General features: G+C 56.2%; 16 protein-coding genes. 11 read left to right on the forward strand and 5 right to left on the reverse strand.

The annotated features are described in order from the left end of the window. Nucleotides 1-23: 23 nt before the first annotated feature. A complete protein-coding gene (locus PbB2_RS09715; protein WP_108985117.1) occupies nucleotides 24-299 on the reverse strand; it encodes a hypothetical protein in 276 nt (91 codons plus the stop codon). 214 nt (nucleotides 300-513) lie between these two features. Here PbB2_RS09715 and PbB2_RS09720 point away from each other — a divergent pair, with 214 nt between their 5' ends. From PbB2_RS09720 to PbB2_RS09760, 8 genes are all read left to right on the forward strand, one after another. Further along, entirely contained in the window at nucleotides 514-885 is a 372-nt protein-coding gene (locus tag PbB2_RS09720; RefSeq protein ID WP_108985118.1) for a RusA family crossover junction endodeoxyribonuclease, read from the forward strand. Between the two features lie 141 nt (nucleotides 886-1,026). Next, nucleotides 1,027-1,920, forward strand: coding sequence for an ABC transporter permease (locus PbB2_RS09725; protein WP_108985119.1), 894 nt, complete (start codon nucleotides 1,027-1,029; stop codon nucleotides 1,918-1,920). Then, nucleotides 1,920-2,753, forward strand: coding sequence for an ABC transporter permease (locus tag PbB2_RS09730; protein WP_108985120.1), 834 nt, complete (start codon nucleotides 1,920-1,922; stop codon nucleotides 2,751-2,753). The genes PbB2_RS09725 and PbB2_RS09730 overlap by 1 nt, the downstream gene beginning before the upstream one ends. A 19-nt stretch (nucleotides 2,754-2,772) precedes the next feature. Beyond that, complete coding sequence (locus tag PbB2_RS09735) at nucleotides 2,773-3,900, forward strand: ABC transporter ATP-binding protein (protein ID WP_108985121.1); 1,128 nt, start codon at nucleotides 2,773-2,775, stop codon at nucleotides 3,898-3,900. An 11-nt stretch (nucleotides 3,901-3,911) separates the two neighbouring features. Next, nucleotides 3,912-4,658 (forward strand): gamma-glutamyl-gamma-aminobutyrate hydrolase family protein, encoded by a 747-nt coding sequence (locus PbB2_RS09740; protein ID WP_108985122.1) that lies wholly within the window; start codon nucleotides 3,912-3,914, stop codon nucleotides 4,656-4,658. A 287-nt stretch (nucleotides 4,659-4,945) separates the two neighbouring features. Further along, nucleotides 4,946-5,323, forward strand: a complete 378-nt coding sequence (locus PbB2_RS09750) for a hypothetical protein (protein ID WP_108985124.1) — start codon at nucleotides 4,946-4,948, stop codon at nucleotides 5,321-5,323. 248 nt (nucleotides 5,324-5,571) lie between these two features. Beyond that, nucleotides 5,572-5,874 carry a zinc-binding metallopeptidase family protein gene (locus PbB2_RS15885; RefSeq protein ID WP_133245772.1) on the forward strand — a complete coding sequence of 101 codons (303 nt, stop codon included), beginning with the start codon at nucleotides 5,572-5,574 and terminating at the stop codon, nucleotides 5,872-5,874. Nucleotides 5,875-6,075: 201 nt separating this feature from the next. After that, nucleotides 6,076-6,546: a hypothetical protein gene (locus PbB2_RS09760; RefSeq protein WP_108985126.1), complete on the forward strand. Its 471-nt coding sequence runs from the start codon at nucleotides 6,076-6,078 to the stop codon at nucleotides 6,544-6,546. 1,237 nt (nucleotides 6,547-7,783) lie between these two features. Here the strand turns inward: PbB2_RS09760 and PbB2_RS09765 are convergent. The 4 genes from PbB2_RS09765 to PbB2_RS09775 all read right to left on the reverse strand — a co-directional run bounded on the left by PbB2_RS09765 (nucleotide 7,784) and on the right by PbB2_RS09775 (nucleotide 12,954). Continuing rightward, nucleotides 7,784-9,430: a leucyl aminopeptidase gene (locus PbB2_RS09765; RefSeq protein ID WP_108985127.1), complete on the reverse strand. Its 1,647-nt coding sequence runs from the start codon at nucleotides 9,428-9,430 to the stop codon at nucleotides 7,784-7,786. 61 nt (nucleotides 9,431-9,491) lie between these two features. Further along, on the reverse strand, nucleotides 9,492-9,638 hold the full coding sequence (locus PbB2_RS16275) for a hypothetical protein (protein WP_238164955.1): 147 nt from the start codon (nucleotides 9,636-9,638) through the stop codon (nucleotides 9,492-9,494). Between the two features lie 105 nt (nucleotides 9,639-9,743). Next, a complete protein-coding gene (locus tag PbB2_RS09770) occupies nucleotides 9,744-11,882 on the reverse strand; it encodes an alpha/beta hydrolase family protein (RefSeq protein WP_133245773.1) in 2,139 nt (712 codons plus the stop codon). A gap of 85 nt (nucleotides 11,883-11,967) precedes the next feature. Further along, nucleotides 11,968-12,954, reverse strand: coding sequence for a 2-hydroxyacid dehydrogenase (locus PbB2_RS09775; RefSeq protein ID WP_108985129.1), 987 nt, complete (start codon nucleotides 12,952-12,954; stop codon nucleotides 11,968-11,970). Nucleotides 12,955-13,139: 185 nt separating this feature from the next. Here PbB2_RS09775 and PbB2_RS09780 point away from each other — a divergent pair, with 185 nt between their 5' ends. From PbB2_RS09780 to fabB, 3 genes are all read left to right on the forward strand, one after another. Next, nucleotides 13,140-13,676: an SH3 domain-containing protein gene (locus PbB2_RS09780; protein ID WP_108985130.1), complete on the forward strand. Its 537-nt coding sequence runs from the start codon at nucleotides 13,140-13,142 to the stop codon at nucleotides 13,674-13,676. A 101-nt stretch (nucleotides 13,677-13,777) separates the two neighbouring features. Next, nucleotides 13,778-14,293: a bifunctional 3-hydroxydecanoyl-ACP dehydratase/trans-2-decenoyl-ACP isomerase gene (fabA, locus tag PbB2_RS09785; RefSeq protein WP_108985181.1), complete on the forward strand. Its 516-nt coding sequence runs from the start codon at nucleotides 13,778-13,780 to the stop codon at nucleotides 14,291-14,293. A gap of 37 nt (nucleotides 14,294-14,330) precedes the next feature. Next, nucleotides 14,331-15,545: a beta-ketoacyl-ACP synthase I gene (fabB, locus tag PbB2_RS09790; protein ID WP_108985131.1), complete on the forward strand. Its 1,215-nt coding sequence runs from the start codon at nucleotides 14,331-14,333 to the stop codon at nucleotides 15,543-15,545. Nucleotides 15,546-15,576: the final 31 nt, after the last annotated feature.

The raw sequence follows: 15,576 nt of genomic DNA on the forward strand, positions 1-15,576 counted from the left end.
GGCGGCTCTGCGGCACCAAGCGGTCAACGGTTGGAGATGGACTGATAGAGCCGCAGGATCTGCAAAGTCGCCCCATCATTGGTCGGCTTGCCACCCTCATCCAACTCTTCCTGCAAGGCCAAGCTTTCAATTTCGGCTTGCAGTGCAACCGATAATTTATCGCGCAGGACGGGATCGTGGCTGCTCAAAACTTCCCACAAGGTGCGCGTCATCCGCAAGGCGACATCGGCATCAATTCGAACACCGAGTAATTGGGACTGGTCTTCCTGGGTGCGTGCCGATTGCAAAACCACCTCCATCACTGCGTTTGATCTATTCTTCGCTCAAAAGGCTCTGAACTATGACATGACTTCAGGTTACCTGACTGGATGTTTACAAAAGGTTTCGCACCACGTTCGCACGGAATTGAGGTCTCGGCAGAGGCAAGGACTGGTCTTGCGCAGCTTGGCACTGGCGAGCACACTGATGTCCACCAAGAGATTGTCGATTTGACTAGGCAGAAGGCGCGCGACCATGGATGAAACAGAACGCGAAGAGCCTTGGCGCGGTAGCGGCGCGACCAAGGGTCGCCAAATCGGCAGCCGCTCGGAATTTCTCATCTTGGAAGTGACCTCTCAATCGCGCGTCTATAAGCAAAAGCTCGACCGCTTGTTGCGCACCGAGTTGCGCGTGCGCCCCCGTCATGGTGAGTTTGAAGTGGAAATTCTGATTGATCTCAATCGTGACTATCCCGCGATCGACCTTGATAATGTGGCTAAAGCGGTGCTCGACGGCATCAAGGGCGCGGTTTTTTTCGACGATTCCCAAGTGATGCGATTGGTTGTCGAAAAGCGCTGGGCCCAAAGCGAGCGTGTGCAGGTGCGTGCATGGCCGCGCCAGGATTGAGGCGTATCAGGTCACAACATGCTCAGCCTCTGACATACAGACAATTTGTTACAACAAATTCAGTAAAATGCGACCTTCCCCCCTCGACAGAGCTCAGTTGTTGGGTTTGAAATGGATTTCTGGACCTGTTGAGGGCGCAAGATGAAAGACTGGCGGGAAGACAAAACCTTTTTCCGGGCAACCATCGCGCTGCCGGTCATCTGGTTCTTCATCTTTTTCGTAATCCCCATGGCCATTGTCTGGGCCTATTCGGTGGGCGAAAATGTTGGCCCGGTGGATGTGGCAATTACAGGTACTTTTGCCAATTATGCCAAGGCATTCGCGCCGGAAGTCCTCAAAGTCATGGGCGATTCGATCTGGTTGGCAGCACTTACGACATTGATCTGTCTGGTTGTGGCTTTCCCCGTCGCCTTAGCCATGACTTTTGCCGACGACAAGCAGAAGACTTGGCTGCTTTTGTTGATCATGCTGCCATTCTGGACCAATCTCTTGATCCGCACCTATGCCTTGATTGCCGTCATGCGCACCAGCGGGGTGATCAATACCGGGCTGGAAGGCCTGCACGGGCTCTTGATGACGGTGGGCCTTCCCCTTGGCTCATTTGAGCCTTTGCCCTTACTTTACAACAAGTTTGCCGTCGTAGTTGGCCTTGTCTATGTGCATTTGCCTTTCATGGTTCTGCCGCTTTATGCCGCCCTTGACCGTTTGGACAAAAGCCTGATCGAGGCCAGTCTCGATCTGGGTGCCGGCCATTTGGAGACCATACGGCGCGTGATCGTGCCGCTGGCAGCCCCGGGCATTGCTGCGGGCCTTGTCATCACCTTCATCCCGGCGTTGGGTGCCTATCTGACTCCAGACTTGTTGGGCGGACCGGATGATTTGATGATCGCGAGCTTGATTGAGCGGCAATTCAAGCGCGCCAATGATTGGCCGTTTGGGGCAGCCCTGTCCTTCATCCTGATGTATATCACATTGCTCTTCTTTGCTGTGCGCGCTTTCCTTGAGCGCAAAGGCGGAAAGGTGGGGGCACACTAATGGCCAACAAGCACCCGCGCGCACCCCTCGACTATCTCAATATGCCGGCGATGAAGGCATGGCTCGCCGGGGTTTTCATCTTCCTTTACACCCCACTTTTGATCCTCATCCTGTTCAGCTTCAACGACAGTAAGGCCAATATCGTCTGGAAGGGTTTCACGCTCAAATGGTATGTGAAAGCGTTTGAGAACACCCAATTGCGGGAGGCTCTGCTCAACTCATTGTTGATCGCCGGGGTCTGTACAATCATTTCGGTTGTGCTGGGTGCTTTGATGGCCTTTGTCTTCTGGCGCTTCAAATTTCCGTTCAAAGGTCCTTTGGAAAGTGGCATGAGCCTACCGATTGTGGTGCCGGAAATCTGTTTCGGTGTGGCCGTGTTGATGTTTTTTGCCAAGCTCAACTTCCCCAATGACCTGCCCTATCCGTTCAACCTGACCCAGATCATTCTCGCCCATGTCACCTTTGCATTCCCCTTTGTCGCCATCGTGGTGCGCGCGCGTTTGGAAGGGTTTAATCAAGAGCTGGAAGCCGCAGCCCTTGATTTGGGTGCCACCCCCTATCAGGCGTTTCGGGATGTGATTATCCCGCATATGAAGCCGGGCCTGATCGCGGGTGCCCTGTTGGCCTTTACCCTGTCGTTGGATGATTTCGTCATCACTTTCTTTGCCTCAGGCCCCGGAACCATCACCTTCCCGGTTAAAGTCTATTCCATGGTGCGCTTCTCGGTCACGCCCGAGGTCAATGCCGCCTCGACCATTATCATCGTCATCACGGTGATCGCCACAGTCCTGGCGCTGCGCGCCCAGTCCGCCACCTCCGCCAAAGCCAATTGAAGCCAGAAAGAGCCATCCCATGAGTGATCGTGACACCATCATCCGGGTCGAAGAGGTAACCAAGCGCTATGGCAAGGTCACGGCGGTCGACCGTGTGACACTGGAAATCCCGCGCGGGGAATTCTTTGCCCTGTTGGGGCCTTCCGGCTGTGGCAAGACAACCTTGCTGCGCATGTTGGCCGGCTTTGAAATGCCGACCGAGGGCAAGATTTTCATCGACGGGGTGGATATGTCGTCCATCCCGCCCAACAAGCGGCCGGTGAATATGGTGTTCCAATCCTATGCCGTTTTCCCGCACATGACTGTGTTTGAAAATGTCGCTTATGGGTTGAAGTTCGACAATGTTCCCAAGTCCGAGCAATATGGACGGGTGATGGCGGCCTTGGCCGATGTTAAACTTGACCATCTGGCTGAGCGTAAGCCCGATCAGATGAGCGGCGGGCAGCGCCAGCGTGTGGCTTTGGCGCGCGCTCTGGTGAAGAAGCCAAAAGTGCTCTTGCTGGATGAGCCCTTAAGTGCGCTCGATGCCAAGCTGCGCGAGGCCATGCGCTTTGAATTGGCGGAGCTACAAGACAAGGTGGGGATCACGTTCGTCATGGTCACACATGATCAGGATGAGGCTTTGGCCATGGCCTGCCGTTGTGCCGTGATGGATCGCGGCAAGCTGATGCAAACAGCCACCCCCTCCAATCTCTATGAATTCCCGGCCAATAAGTTTGTGGCTGACTTCATCGGCAGCGTGAACCTGTTTGAAGGCACGTTGCAGGTCGATTTGCCCGATCATGCGATCGTCCATTCAGAAGAATTGGGCGGGCAAATCTATTTCGACCATGGCGTCAGCGGGGCCAGTGGAGAGAAAATGTGGGTCGGCATTCGGCCCGAGAAGATCGAATTGCTCAAGCGCGAGGAAGGCTCAAACCCGCCAACCCCAGAAGATGCCCCACCAGGATGCAATGTGGCCGCGGGCACCATTCGCCAGATTTCCTATCTGGGCAGCGAAAGCATTTATGAGATTGACCTGATCAATGACCGGCGCATGCAGGTCTCTCGGCCCAATCTGTCCCGCTGGGATCAGGAGGATTTCACCTGGGGCGATGATGTCTGGCTGCGCTGGCACGGCGACAGCCCCGTGCTTTTGCAGAGTTGAGGGCACCCCCAATGGTCGCCAAACCCATTCTCGGCATGATTTGTTGTCAGCGCCATGTCGGCACCGAACATGCCCAAGCGGTGATGGAACGCTACCTGCATGGGGTCAGCCCGCATGTGGACGCCATTCCGCTCTTGATCCCGTCCCTGCCCGCCTATGTCGACGCACAAACCGTGGCCGGACGGATTGACGGGCTGTTGCTGACAGGCTCGCCTTCGAACATGCAGCCCCACCGCTATGGCGAAGATCGTGACGATGCACCCGGGCCCTTTGATCCCAATCGTGATGAGATGGCGATGGCCTTAGCCGATGTGATGCTGAAAGCTGGCAAGCCCGTTTTTGGCATTTGCCGGGGCTTTCAAGAACTTAACGTCCATTTTGGTGGGACGCTGCGGCGCGATATGGCCGATCCCGCGCGGCCTATCCAGCATCACGCCCCCGATGGGGTCAGCTTTGATGCTATGTTCGCGCATGAGCATGATGTGCGGCTTGAAGAAGGCGGCGCCATTCTGGCCGCGATTGGCCAAGCCGAGATCAAGGTCAATTCCGTTCATTATCAAGGCGTGGACAAGCTGGGCGCAGACCTGCGCGTGGAAGCCCGCGCGCCGGATGGCGTGGTTGAAGCCTTTTCCAGCACCGCCCGTGGCGGTCCCGTCCTCGCGGTGCAATGGCACCCCGAGTGGAAACCCGAAGCCAATGAAAACAGCCGAAAACTATTTGGCCTGATGGGCCGCGTGCTGCGCGGTGGCGCGCTTTAGGGGCGGATGAGTCAAGAGTAAATCGCTGGTAAGGCTGCACGACGATTCTATCGCACGGTGATGAATGATAACCCCGGCATTCAGGTCATTGCCCCTTGTTTGGTGGGCAGGCCTCTTTGCATCGGTGCACAAATTAGAAGGGTTGGCACAAGGCCAGCCCGCCATTGAAGCCGACATGGATAGGATCAATCATGCTATTGGGATGAATGCGGCCATCAATGGCACGGGAATGCCAACACGCTCGACACCAGGACTGACATACATCAAAGATGGGAGGCTGGTTAAAAATGGACCCTAGTCACCGTGCGATGCCGGGTAAACGGAATATTCTTCTTAAGGACACAGCGCTTCTTTCTGTGATCGGTTGCGCGATCCTGCTAATCGGTTGTCAGCGAGTGAATAATGACTTTACCTTAAGTTCGGCTTCTGGCGAAATTGCTTCGGCTGAGCTCCAGCTCTGTCGAAAAAATCAGCCACTCACGCAAAGGGGGGCCAGCTTCAAAGGGCAAATGGCGATCAGTTGCGAAGGTTCTGGCAAGATCAGGGTGCGACTAAAGGACGGCTCAGTTGCAAGCTGTCATATTGGATATGTGACGCCCGGAATGGAGCAAAAGTTCGAGTTTGTCATAAAGGACGGGGTTTGCGGACCGGCGATGAAACTTTAAAGATCATCCCCTTTCAGCCCAGCCCTCAAGTTTCCGCCATTCATTTGTTGAACGCGCCTTCAAATGTCCGCTTTCTCTCTTCACGCGTCCCAAACCTGCCATTCCGCTTTCGTGAAGGGTTTCGGATGCTCTTAGGCGTCCGAAAGTGTCCGGAGAACGAAGTTTTGTTGTGCCAGACCCACAATGCCGAAGGGAATTCGTATCCAGTCAGCTTATCCAAGCCCCCCCTTTTCAAAGTGAGCAAACCCATGTCAGCCTTGACTATTCCAAATGCTTGGGCGCTCTTTATGCTGGGCTATATGAACTATTTGCCGACCTATGGCAGTGTCGATGCAGCTTTATGCGCATTCAAGCAGACCCAAACTAAAGAAGAAAAGACTGAAGTGACAGCATTTTTGAAATTAGCCGCGACATCATCTGATGAAGCACTCAATGCTGCCTACGTAGAATTTGAAAAGCTTAACCCTATGATTTCAGGAGATATTCCATATGTCGAACCACTCGTTGGCTTTTATGTCGGATGCTGGGAAGCTTGGCAAAACTGCCCATAGCGGACCTCCTTTCAGTTCCTGCAGCGGGAACTCCAACCCGGCTATTCTTGCCCTAGGCCGGGTCAAACGTCAGCTGAAGCACATAGAACGCGCTTTGCTTGCCACTTAGGTGCGCGACACCGCTTGATTGACGTGCTCTCCTGAATTCGGACCATGATGAATTAGAGGTTTCCAGTGACACAAGGCAGAGGAAGCTGAACTATGACAAAGATCACGATTGGTCCCTTCAATATCGAAAAAATTGATACTAGCGCCAAAGTCACGCTGCCCTTTGAGGGAGATGAAGAGGATTATGATGTGGGAGCGCGCATCCAACTGGCTGGGCCGGGATGGAAGGCACTCGAATTTGAACGTGGCCTGGTCGAGTTCACGCGCCTGTTGTTTGAGATTACCCTTGATGCGATTGTTCTGGGAAAAACGCGCAGCGAACGTGACCTCGACAATGGCGGTCTGTTCTGTAGCGTGGAAGTCGATCCTTCTGGGCAAGCACGGTTCACAATTCTTGGGGTTGCGGGTACGGACACCTATCCGGCACTCCAGATTCTGAGGGACTGTTACCAATTGGCTGAGAGCGAGCTGCTGCATGTCGTCGCAGCAGCTGGTGTACAAGGCCTAGTTCAAGCACCATTTGTTGGCCTGCCCCTTGGTGCACGCACAATGAGATTGAAGTAGCTGGAGAATATTTGGAACCCTCCAGCGCGTATGTGCGCGCCATTTCCTTTAATCGCCTTATAGGTACTAGCACTCATAAATGAGCCCTAATCGGGTTTATGAAAATCGGCCTTCTCTCTGCACGCGTCCCAAAGCAGACCAACTGCAATCGGCCAAACGCGCCGAGGCCGGACTGTCGAGAGGCTGTCAAACTCTTAGCCGGTCGCACGTGATGATTTCATTGTGGATCGCCTCTGCCCCCGACTAGGCGATTGCAAAGACATACCTGGGGTTTCAGTGCGCAAGACGGGGCGGCAACGGCTTTGTCGACTTTTTCGCGCCACCCGCACCCCTTAAGCCTTCGGCTTGCGCGGCAAGAATGTGGGGTGAGCGTTCAAGACTATCAGGGCGGCACATCGAACCGCTCAAAATGCTTTGACCAAGGCGCACGTCATTCTTGGGAGGTAGCGGACAGCGCGAAAAATATCTCTAGATAGAAATGTTTTGCATGATTATCCGTCAAGGAATACAACCTATGCCACCGAAACTCTTGAGGGGCAGGCTCAGATGGTTGGCGACTATGCAAAGCGGCGGGCTGAGGGGTTGGCAGCGGACTCACCCGACATGCAAGCCCTTGCAAGGAGACTTAAGGGGTCAGGTGTCTATGGCTTATAGAAACCTTTGGCTGACGCCACTCATTCTTCTCGCGACTATAGTGCCAAGTGGATGTCTAATGACATCCGAAGTTACAGTCATACAAGAACAAAATGGCGTGATTCAAATCGACGTTTTAGTGCAAGGGAACAAGACCCCTTGCGTAACATATCTCGATATCTATCACATCTCCAAAGGGAAGGTGATCCCAGTTTGGCAGATATATCTTAAAGATGGCCATCGAGCTTCGTGTATCAACAAATTTACTTATCCAAACGTGCCTTCCCATTATGGTTTAGTCCGAAATCCAAGACCCCTCAAAGCCGCTGAAGAATATGAAGTCAGTGTTTCAGGTCCTGGCTTCATAGGCGGAAATCAATTTACGCGGATAAAATTACCGCCAAAGACGCCTTAAAGACGGCTTCTAAAGATGGGCAGCCGCACACACCAACCTGCCCTTAAAGGACTGTTTGCCTAGAAATACCCATCATGCGGTGAGGTGCAGTTCGTCAAGACTGCACCCTTGTCCGGGCATCTGTGAGATCATCAAAGATCGGTGCCAGTTGAAGCACAGGGGCGTGTGGGTCACGCGCCCTGTTCCAGCCTAGCGGCCTTCGCTTTGAGAGATAATCTCGTCAAAGAGCTTGACGCCAAAGCCCACAGCCCCCGGCGGGATCGTGGGTTTACGGCTGTTGGCCCAAGCAACACCTGCAATGTCAAGATGCACCCAGGGGGTTTCAGGCTTGACCCATTCCTCAATGAATGCAGCCCCGATCGAGGCTCCAGGCGCGCCGCCCTCCACAACATTTTTCACATCGGCAACATCAGACTTGATATCGGCGCGCGTCGAAGGATGAATCGGCAAGCGCCACGTGTTTTCGCCAACCGCGGCACCTGCCTCCTCAACCCGCTTGGCCGCCGCCTCATGATTGTGGAAAAGCGCGGCATAATCATCGCCAAGGGCAGCCCGGGCAGACCCTGTCAGCGTGGCAATATTGATCAACAGGCTGGGCTTGAAGGTTTCCTGGGTCCACCAATTGGCATCGGCCAATACCATACGCCCCTCGGCATCGGTGTTGAGGATTTCCATGGTTTTGCCCGACATGGAGGTGAGGACATCACCGGGGCGGATCGCATTGCCGTCTGGCATGTTTTCAGCCAAGGCCGCCACCCCGACCACATTGACTTTCGCCCCCCGCTTGGCAGCGGCCAATACCGCCCCCATTGATGCGGCAGAGCCGGCCATATCATAGCGCATCCGCCACATGCCATCGCCCGGCTTGATGGAAATACCGCCAGTGTCAAAGGTGATGCCTTTGCCGACAAAGCTGATCGGGGCGGCATCCTTGGCCCCGCCACGATAATGAATGGCCAACAGACGCGCGGGCCGGGTTGACCCTTGCCCAACACCAACAAGACCACCCATGCCGAGACGGGCCGCCTCTTTTTCATCAATCACTGTGATTGATACATTGGGAACACCCTCGAAAGCGGAGCGGATATAGTCGGTATACCATTGCGGGCTTTTGATGTTGGATGGCGTGGAGATGAGGTCGCGCGCAAGCTTGACCCCGTCACCGACGGGCTGCCAACGTTGGGTCCAAGCTGTGCTGGCCGCAGCCGCATTGGCGACATGCAAGCGAAGGGGCCGGTCCGTGTGAGGCCGGGCTGTCTTGCCAAGTTGGGGGAATTCGTAAGAGCCAAGTCGCGCGCCTAAGGCAACCAAGGCACCGGCATCGGCGATGGCAGGTGCATCCGGCACAATGACGGCCCAAGTGGCAGCTTGGCCTTCCAGTGCTGCGCGCGCCACGCGACCGCCAAAATCTTCCAAGCCGATGCGGGTGTTTGCGCCCTCACCAATGCCGATCAAGGTGACACGGCTATAAGGTCCAACAGCATAAAGGGTGAGTGTATCGCCGGGATTACCTTTGAAAGCCGCGGTGGTGATGGCACGCGAAATCGCCCCATTGGCAATCCGATCAACCTGGCTTGCCGCCTCGCCAATCTGACCATTTTTTCCAACCGGCAGAGCAATAGCCCCGGTGCTGGGCGGGGCGGCAGTCACGAATGAAACCGGCAGAGCCAGCACGGGTGTCGCAACCAGGCTCCCAAGTGTGAGAACCAAAGCAGCATGCCAGGTCTGTGGCACGGCCTGCTCCTGGATTTTCATGGGTGTTGCAGCATTTTTGTGCAAAGCCGGAAGCCGCTTTACGGCACGAGACTGTAAGAACGATAAAATCAGTGCACGCATGAAAGCACCCCAAGAAACACGTCACAGGTGCGGCATGGGTGCGCGCGGCCACGCAGTCAAATCACACTGAGGTGATGGAGGTGTGCGGCAGCGCGCGGGCCACGGTGAATTGCAATCCACGGATGCAATGAACCATGGCCCCGCGCTTGTTCAGTTTGGGCGGGGTATGGTCAAAGGCTTCAGCTCTGACACCGCCACTTTGGGGCAAGTGTCAGGGCAGAACCCACGCCAAAAGCCAGGCAAAGCATGATTGGCGGTTGTGCAAGGGGGGCAAACGCATGGTCAGCGCCGCCCCACCGCACCGCCTTGCCGCTTATTTGACCGGTGGCGGTGGAACCGGTGCCATGGTGTCCGAGATCACCAAGGCTTCGCGCTTATGTGCCCGATTGGCCGGAGCGCCAGAGGTCAATTTCTGCGGACCGATGCAATTGGCGAGGAAATAGTCAATCTCACCATAGAAATTGGCGGTATCGGTATAGCGTGTCGGGGAATGCTTCATGCGCGGGAAGCGCACTAGCCGAGCCTGCTTGCCAGCAGCTTTCAGGGCATCAAACATCAATTGGCTGCCCTTGGGGTCGACCACATCATCCCGGTCCCCCACCAGAAGCAGGATGGGGATTTGGATCCGGCTCACCTGTTGTAAGGGCGAAACCGCATTAATGCTGGCTTGATCAGTGGCAGGATCGCCAATGGTCCGCTTCCAGAATGCCTGACTGCCAGCATCCCGGCGCGCAGCAACCCAGGCCAGCTGGGTGTTGAGATCAGGCACACCATTTAACGAGGCGGCACATTGATAGACATCGGGCGTCAAAGCAGCGCCTGCCAGTGCCGCATAGCCGCCGTAAGAGCCGCCAACAATGGCGACCCGCTTAGGATCAACCTTGCCCGCCGCAACCAAGCTCTGCACGGCGTCGGTCAGGTCATTCTGCATGGCCTTGCCCCATTGCCGATATCCGGCAAGGCCGAAGGCACGTCCCTTGCCGCCAGAGCCCCTGAAATTAGGCTGAATGACGAGATAGCCGCGGCTGGCGATAAAGGCGGCCAAGCGGTCCCAGTCATGATCCACGGTCACGCCATGAGGTCCGCCATGGGGCAAAACAACCAGCGGCATATTGGTGTCCTGCGCGCCCACTGGCGTGATCAGCAATGCTTCCAGATCAAGCCCATCACGGGCCTTGTAATCCATCCAACTGAACTGGCCGATGCTTTTTCCGTCCAGCACCCGGTCGATCTGGCCAATTTTCAGCATCCGGTTGAAGCGGGAGTCATGCACCCACAGACTACCCGGATCGGTTGGCGAGGCGATTTGCAACGTCCACAGACCGTCCCCGCTTGCCGTTGAAAGCACCGACACAACGCTGCCAGCCGGAGCGCGGCTGCGGATATCCTCAAAGCGAGCCCGGTCAGCTGGATCAACCGCCACAAAGCGCGAACCGCGACCGGCCTCGACGCCCGCGATCAAGCGGTTGCTGTCATCAATAATGGCATCGGCGAGGTCATAGCGATCAGACCGCACCAATGCGGCCGAGAATTGCCGCTTAACCACGTCATACTCATAGATAGCGGCCTTGTCCTCACCCTCACGGCGGGCACGAACCAAAACATGGTCAGGCTTTGGCGAGGGGCCGATCACATCAAACCCAGCATGCTCTTCAAACGGAAATTCTGCCAAAGTGGTCGCAGCTTCGCCGCCGCGGGCCAAACGAACCAGTCGGATCGACGACCCGGTGGAAGATTGCTCGCGCCGGATCAAGGGCAGTCCATCAGCAGAAATGAACCAATTGGCATAATAGCCAGTGTCGGCTTCATCGAGGACTTTCGACTCAAGACTTGCCAGATCAACCAAGATCAGCCGCTCGACATTGTCTTTGCGCGCTCCAATCAGGACCTTGCCGGGGTCTGACCGCAGGATTGAGACAAGCCAGCTTGTATCCGGGCGTGGTTTGGCCCGCATTGCATCACCGCGCTTGAGATAAAAATCGGTGCGCGCCTCGCTCGTATCAAATTTGGGGTCGGGCGCATAATCGTCGTCTTCGGCGTCAAAGCGAAACAATTTCTGTGCCTTCGCCTCTCCGATGTTCCAGACCCACACACCATTGCGGCCTTCCTTATCGTCGCCGCTCAAGATGAGGCGATTGGCATCCTTCCAGGTGATCGAATTGGCATAAAAGGGCATATCAAGCCCGCCGGCCCGCCGGGTCCGGGCCTCTGTCATGTCGAATAATTCAATCGCTGATTGGGAGCCCACATATTTGGCGGTGGCCAAGACCCGACCATTGAGGGAAACCTGGGCGTCAACAAACTCCGACCCACCAAAAAAGTCATCCAACCGGGGCCTCTGATAGGTTTCCGGGGCAACCTCATTGAAGGATTGAGCAGAAACGGGTGGAGCCGTGAATGCAAGCCAGCTTACCACCATCGCCAACGCTGTCGTCTGAATTAAATTGCGCACAAACCACCCCCAGAATGACTACCTAAAGCAACCTAATGGGGTGGACTAAATTGGCAAGTAGCAGGATGCGGTGCTTGGACTGCTGCTAGAGCATGGCAGGAATTACACGGTCGGGAGGTTTATGGCCGTCCGCAAAGGTTTTGATATTGATAATGACCTTTTCGCCCATTTCCGTGCGGCTTTCGAGCGTGGCTGAGCCCATGTGCGGCAGCAACATGACATTGGTCAGTTTCTTCAGCTTGGGATTGATCGCAGGTTCGTGTTCAAACACATCCAGTCCTGCACCCGCCAACAGGCCTTTTTCCAGCATACGCGCCAAAGCAGCCTCATCAATCACCTCCCCGCGGGCGGTGTTGACCAGATAGGCACTGGGCTTCATCAATTGCAGGCGGCGCGATGACAACAGATGATAGGTCGCAGGCGTATGGGGGCAATTGACCGAGATAATGTCCATGCGGGATAGCATCTGGTCCAAACTTTCCCAGTAGGTGGCTTCCAATTCTTGCTCGATGGCGGCCGATACACGGCGTCTATTGTGATAATGGATCTGCAAGCCAAAGGCTTTGGCCCGGCGTGCAACAGCTTGTCCAATCCTGCCCATGCCCACAATGCCTAGCCTTTTGCCTGCGACTCGCCGCCCCATCATCCAAGTGGGTGACCAGCCTTCAAAGCCATCGGCCTCAACAACGCGCACGCCTTCCATCAAGCGGCGCGGCACAGCCAGGATCAACGCCATGGTGATGTCGGCAGTATCTTCGGTCAAAACACCCGGGGTATTGGTCACAGTGATGCCGCGCTGGATGGCGGTGGCCACATCCATATTGTCCACCCCCGCACCGAACTGGGCGATCAGGCGCAAGCGCTCGCCCGCCCGCGACAACACTTTGCTATCGATGCGGTCCGTCACAGTCGGCACCAGGACATCTGCCCGGCTCACGGCATCCACCAATTGCTCGTAGCTCATGGGGGTGTCGGTGGCATTAAGCTCGGTATCAAACAATTCCGCCATGCGGGTTTCCACAGGCTCGGGCAGTTTGCGGGTGACGATGACTTTGAGTTTGGACTGGGGCATAGCCTTGTGTAGCAAGGCAAAGCCACCACGCCAAGCGCCATCGCAGGAAACGCTGAATCTGGGGATGGCGCACGAATTTATCCATCTGATTAACAACATGTTCACCTTCATCCGCCACAGGGTGAAGGACTAGGTCTGATCCCACGTCAGGGTCAGGCCAGCGATCGGGGAACCAGTTGCGCACGATGGGTAAAGTCAAAGCCATCTTGGCCAGCGTCTGCTTTGCAAGTGTCAGCCTGTGGACTGGTTATGCGCTTGCGGGCGGCTTCCCGCCGTTTAACCGCCAAGCCGGCGAGACCCCGTCAGGTCAGCCCGTGCCGCGCTTTGTCTCGCTGAAATTCTCCAACATCAATGGGCGGGCTGGACCAGATAAGGCCTATCCGGTGCGTTGGGTCTATAAGCGTAAGGGCCTGCCCGTGCGCGTTGTGGCTGAAACGGAGGAATGGCGGCGCATCCAAGATCCCGATGGGGCTGTGAGCTGGGTGCACAAGCGCATGCTTGATGGCAAGAGAACCGGCATCGTTCGGCCTGCCCGCGACATGCGTGTCGGCCTGCGCGCCAATCCGTCCAGCGAAGCCCGCATCATTGCCTATGCGTCCGATGGTGTCATCGTTGACATAACCGACGAACGGCCCGGTTGGCGCCAGGTCAAAGCCGGCCGCTTTAAGGGCTGGATCCCTGCCAGTGAGCTCTGGGGCGCTGACAATTCGCGCCACCCCTGAAGAAGACCGCGCTTGGCGAACGCCTGTGGCCCATGCTAACGCCGTTGTGAAACATTTTGTAACAGGACGGCATCGCCTTGACTGACACCACCGACAGCCCCTTGCCGGGCCGCGCTTCTTCTTACAGCTACGACCAACTGATTGCCTGCGGTGAGGGCGGCTTGTTTGGACCGGGCAACGCGCAATTGCCTTTGCCCAACATGCTGATGATGGATCGTATCACCCAGATTACAGCAGAAGGTGGTGCCCACGACAAAGGCCGGATTGAGGCCGAACTCGACGTCAATCCCGGCCTGTGGTTCTTCGACTGCCATTTCCGGGGTGATCCTGTGATGCCCGGCTGTCTGGGGCTGGATGCCATGTGGCAATTGGTGGGCTTTTACCTTGGCTGGTCCGGCCTGCCGGGCAAGGGCCGCGCGCTGGGCGTCGGTGAAGTGAAATTTTCAGGCCAGATCACCAATGATGTGAAACTGGTTCGCTATGAAATCGACATCAAGCGGGTGTTCAAATCCCGTTTGATCCTCGGTGTTGCCGATGGCCAAGTGCTGGCAGACGGCAAAGTAATCTACACAGCCAAGGACCTACGCGTCGGCCTGTTCCAGCCTGACGCGCTCTGAACAAGAATAATCAGACAAAAGCTAGGGGAAACTGCCAATGCGTCGTGTTGTTGTGACCGGTCTGGGGATTGTCTCATCGATCGGCAAAGATGCCGCAGAAGTCACCGAAAGTCTGCGGACGGCACGCTCAGGCGTCAGCTTTGCCCAGGACCATGCAGATCATGGGTTCAAATGTCAGGTACAGGCGCGTCCGGATCTGGATTGGGAGTCCTTGGTCGATCGCCGTGCCGCCCGCTTCCTCTCTGAAGGCATGGGCTGGGGCCATATCGCCATGGAACAGGCCATTGCTGATGCCGGCCTTGAGGCCGATGAAGTCAGCCATGAGCGCACGGGCATTATTGCGGGCTCGGGTGGTCCATCAACCAAGGCCATCGTCGGGGCCGCCGACAAAACACGCGAAACTGGTTCGCCGAAGCGTGTCGGCCCCTTTGCCGTGCCAAAGGCCATGTGTTCGGGCATCTCGGCTGCGCTGGCAACTTGGTTCAAGATTCGCGGCGTCAATTATTCGATCAGCTCGGCATGTGCGACGAGCGCCCATTGCATCGGCAATGCGTATGAATCCATTGCCTGGGGCAAGCAGGATGTGATGTTTGCCGGGGGTAGCGAAGACCTCGACTGGACATTGTCGATCCTGTTTGACGCCATGGGCGCAATGTCATCGGCCTATAATGACACACCCGCGCGGGCCTCACGCGCCTATGACAAGAATCGCGACGGCTTTGTAATTGCCGGGGGCGCGGGCATGCTGGTGCTTGAAGAGCTTGAGCACGCCAAAGCACGCGGGGCCAAAATCTATGCCGAAGTCACCGGTTATGGCGCGACCTCGGACGGATTTGATATGGTGGCCCCTTCCGGGGAAGGCGCGGTGCGCTGCATGCGTCAGGCTTTGGCGATGTCTGGCGGGCGCAAGGTCGATTATCTCAACCCCCATGGCACGGCAACACCAGTGGGCGATGCCAAGGAAGTCGGTGCCATCCGCGAGGTATTTGGCAATACCATCCCATTGATTTCATCAACAAAGTCTCTGACAGGACATTCTTTGGGGGCAGCGGGAGCACAAGAAGCCATTTATAGCCTATTGATGATGCAGGCAGGCTTTGCTTGTGAAAGCGCCCATATTGATGAGATCGACCCCGATTTTGCCGATCTCCCCATTTTGCGGGCACGCAAGGACGGTCAGATTGAAACGGCCATGTCGAATTCCTTCGGGTTTGGCGGCACCAATGCAACTTTGATGTTCTCGCGGGTCTGACGCCATTTTCCGGTCACAAAGTTGAGGCTCA

Origin of the sequence: Candidatus Phycosocius bacilliformis, assembly GCF_003112735.1 — a bacterium.
Classification (GTDB): Bacteria; Pseudomonadota; Alphaproteobacteria; order Caulobacterales; family Aquidulcibacteraceae; genus Aquidulcibacter; species Aquidulcibacter bacilliformis.

Bases quoted from the DNA above. Each gene is read 5' to 3' on its own strand.
- PbB2_RS09780 (WP_108985130.1), top strand. From the start codon at position 13,140: ATGGGTAAAGTCAAAGCCATCTTGGCCAGCGTCTGCTTTGCAAGTGTC.
- PbB2_RS09760 (WP_108985126.1), top strand. From the start codon at position 6,076: ATGACAAAGATCACGATTGGTCCCTTCAATATCGAAAAAATTGATACT.
- PbB2_RS09765 (WP_108985127.1), bottom strand. From the start codon at position 9,430: ATGCGTGCACTGATTTTATCGTTCTTACAGTCTCGTGCCGTAAAGCGG.
- fabB (WP_108985131.1), top strand. From the start codon at position 14,331: ATGCGTCGTGTTGTTGTGACCGGTCTGGGGATTGTCTCATCGATCGGC.
- PbB2_RS09775 (WP_108985129.1), bottom strand. From the start codon at position 12,954: ATGCCCCAGTCCAAACTCAAAGTCATCGTCACCCGCAAACTGCCCGAG.
- PbB2_RS15885 (WP_133245772.1), top strand. From the start codon at position 5,572: ATGTCAGCCTTGACTATTCCAAATGCTTGGGCGCTCTTTATGCTGGGC.
- PbB2_RS09750 (WP_108985124.1), top strand. From the start codon at position 4,946: ATGGACCCTAGTCACCGTGCGATGCCGGGTAAACGGAATATTCTTCTT.
- PbB2_RS09715 (WP_108985117.1), bottom strand. From the start codon at position 299: ATGGAGGTGGTTTTGCAATCGGCACGCACCCAGGAAGACCAGTCCCAA.
- PbB2_RS09730 (WP_108985120.1), top strand. From the start codon at position 1,920: ATGGCCAACAAGCACCCGCGCGCACCCCTCGACTATCTCAATATGCCG.
- PbB2_RS09720 (WP_108985118.1), top strand. From the start codon at position 514: ATGGATGAAACAGAACGCGAAGAGCCTTGGCGCGGTAGCGGCGCGACC.
- PbB2_RS09740 (WP_108985122.1), top strand. From the start codon at position 3,912: ATGGTCGCCAAACCCATTCTCGGCATGATTTGTTGTCAGCGCCATGTC.
- PbB2_RS09725 (WP_108985119.1), top strand. From the start codon at position 1,027: ATGAAAGACTGGCGGGAAGACAAAACCTTTTTCCGGGCAACCATCGCG.
- PbB2_RS09735 (WP_108985121.1), top strand. From the start codon at position 2,773: ATGAGTGATCGTGACACCATCATCCGGGTCGAAGAGGTAACCAAGCGC.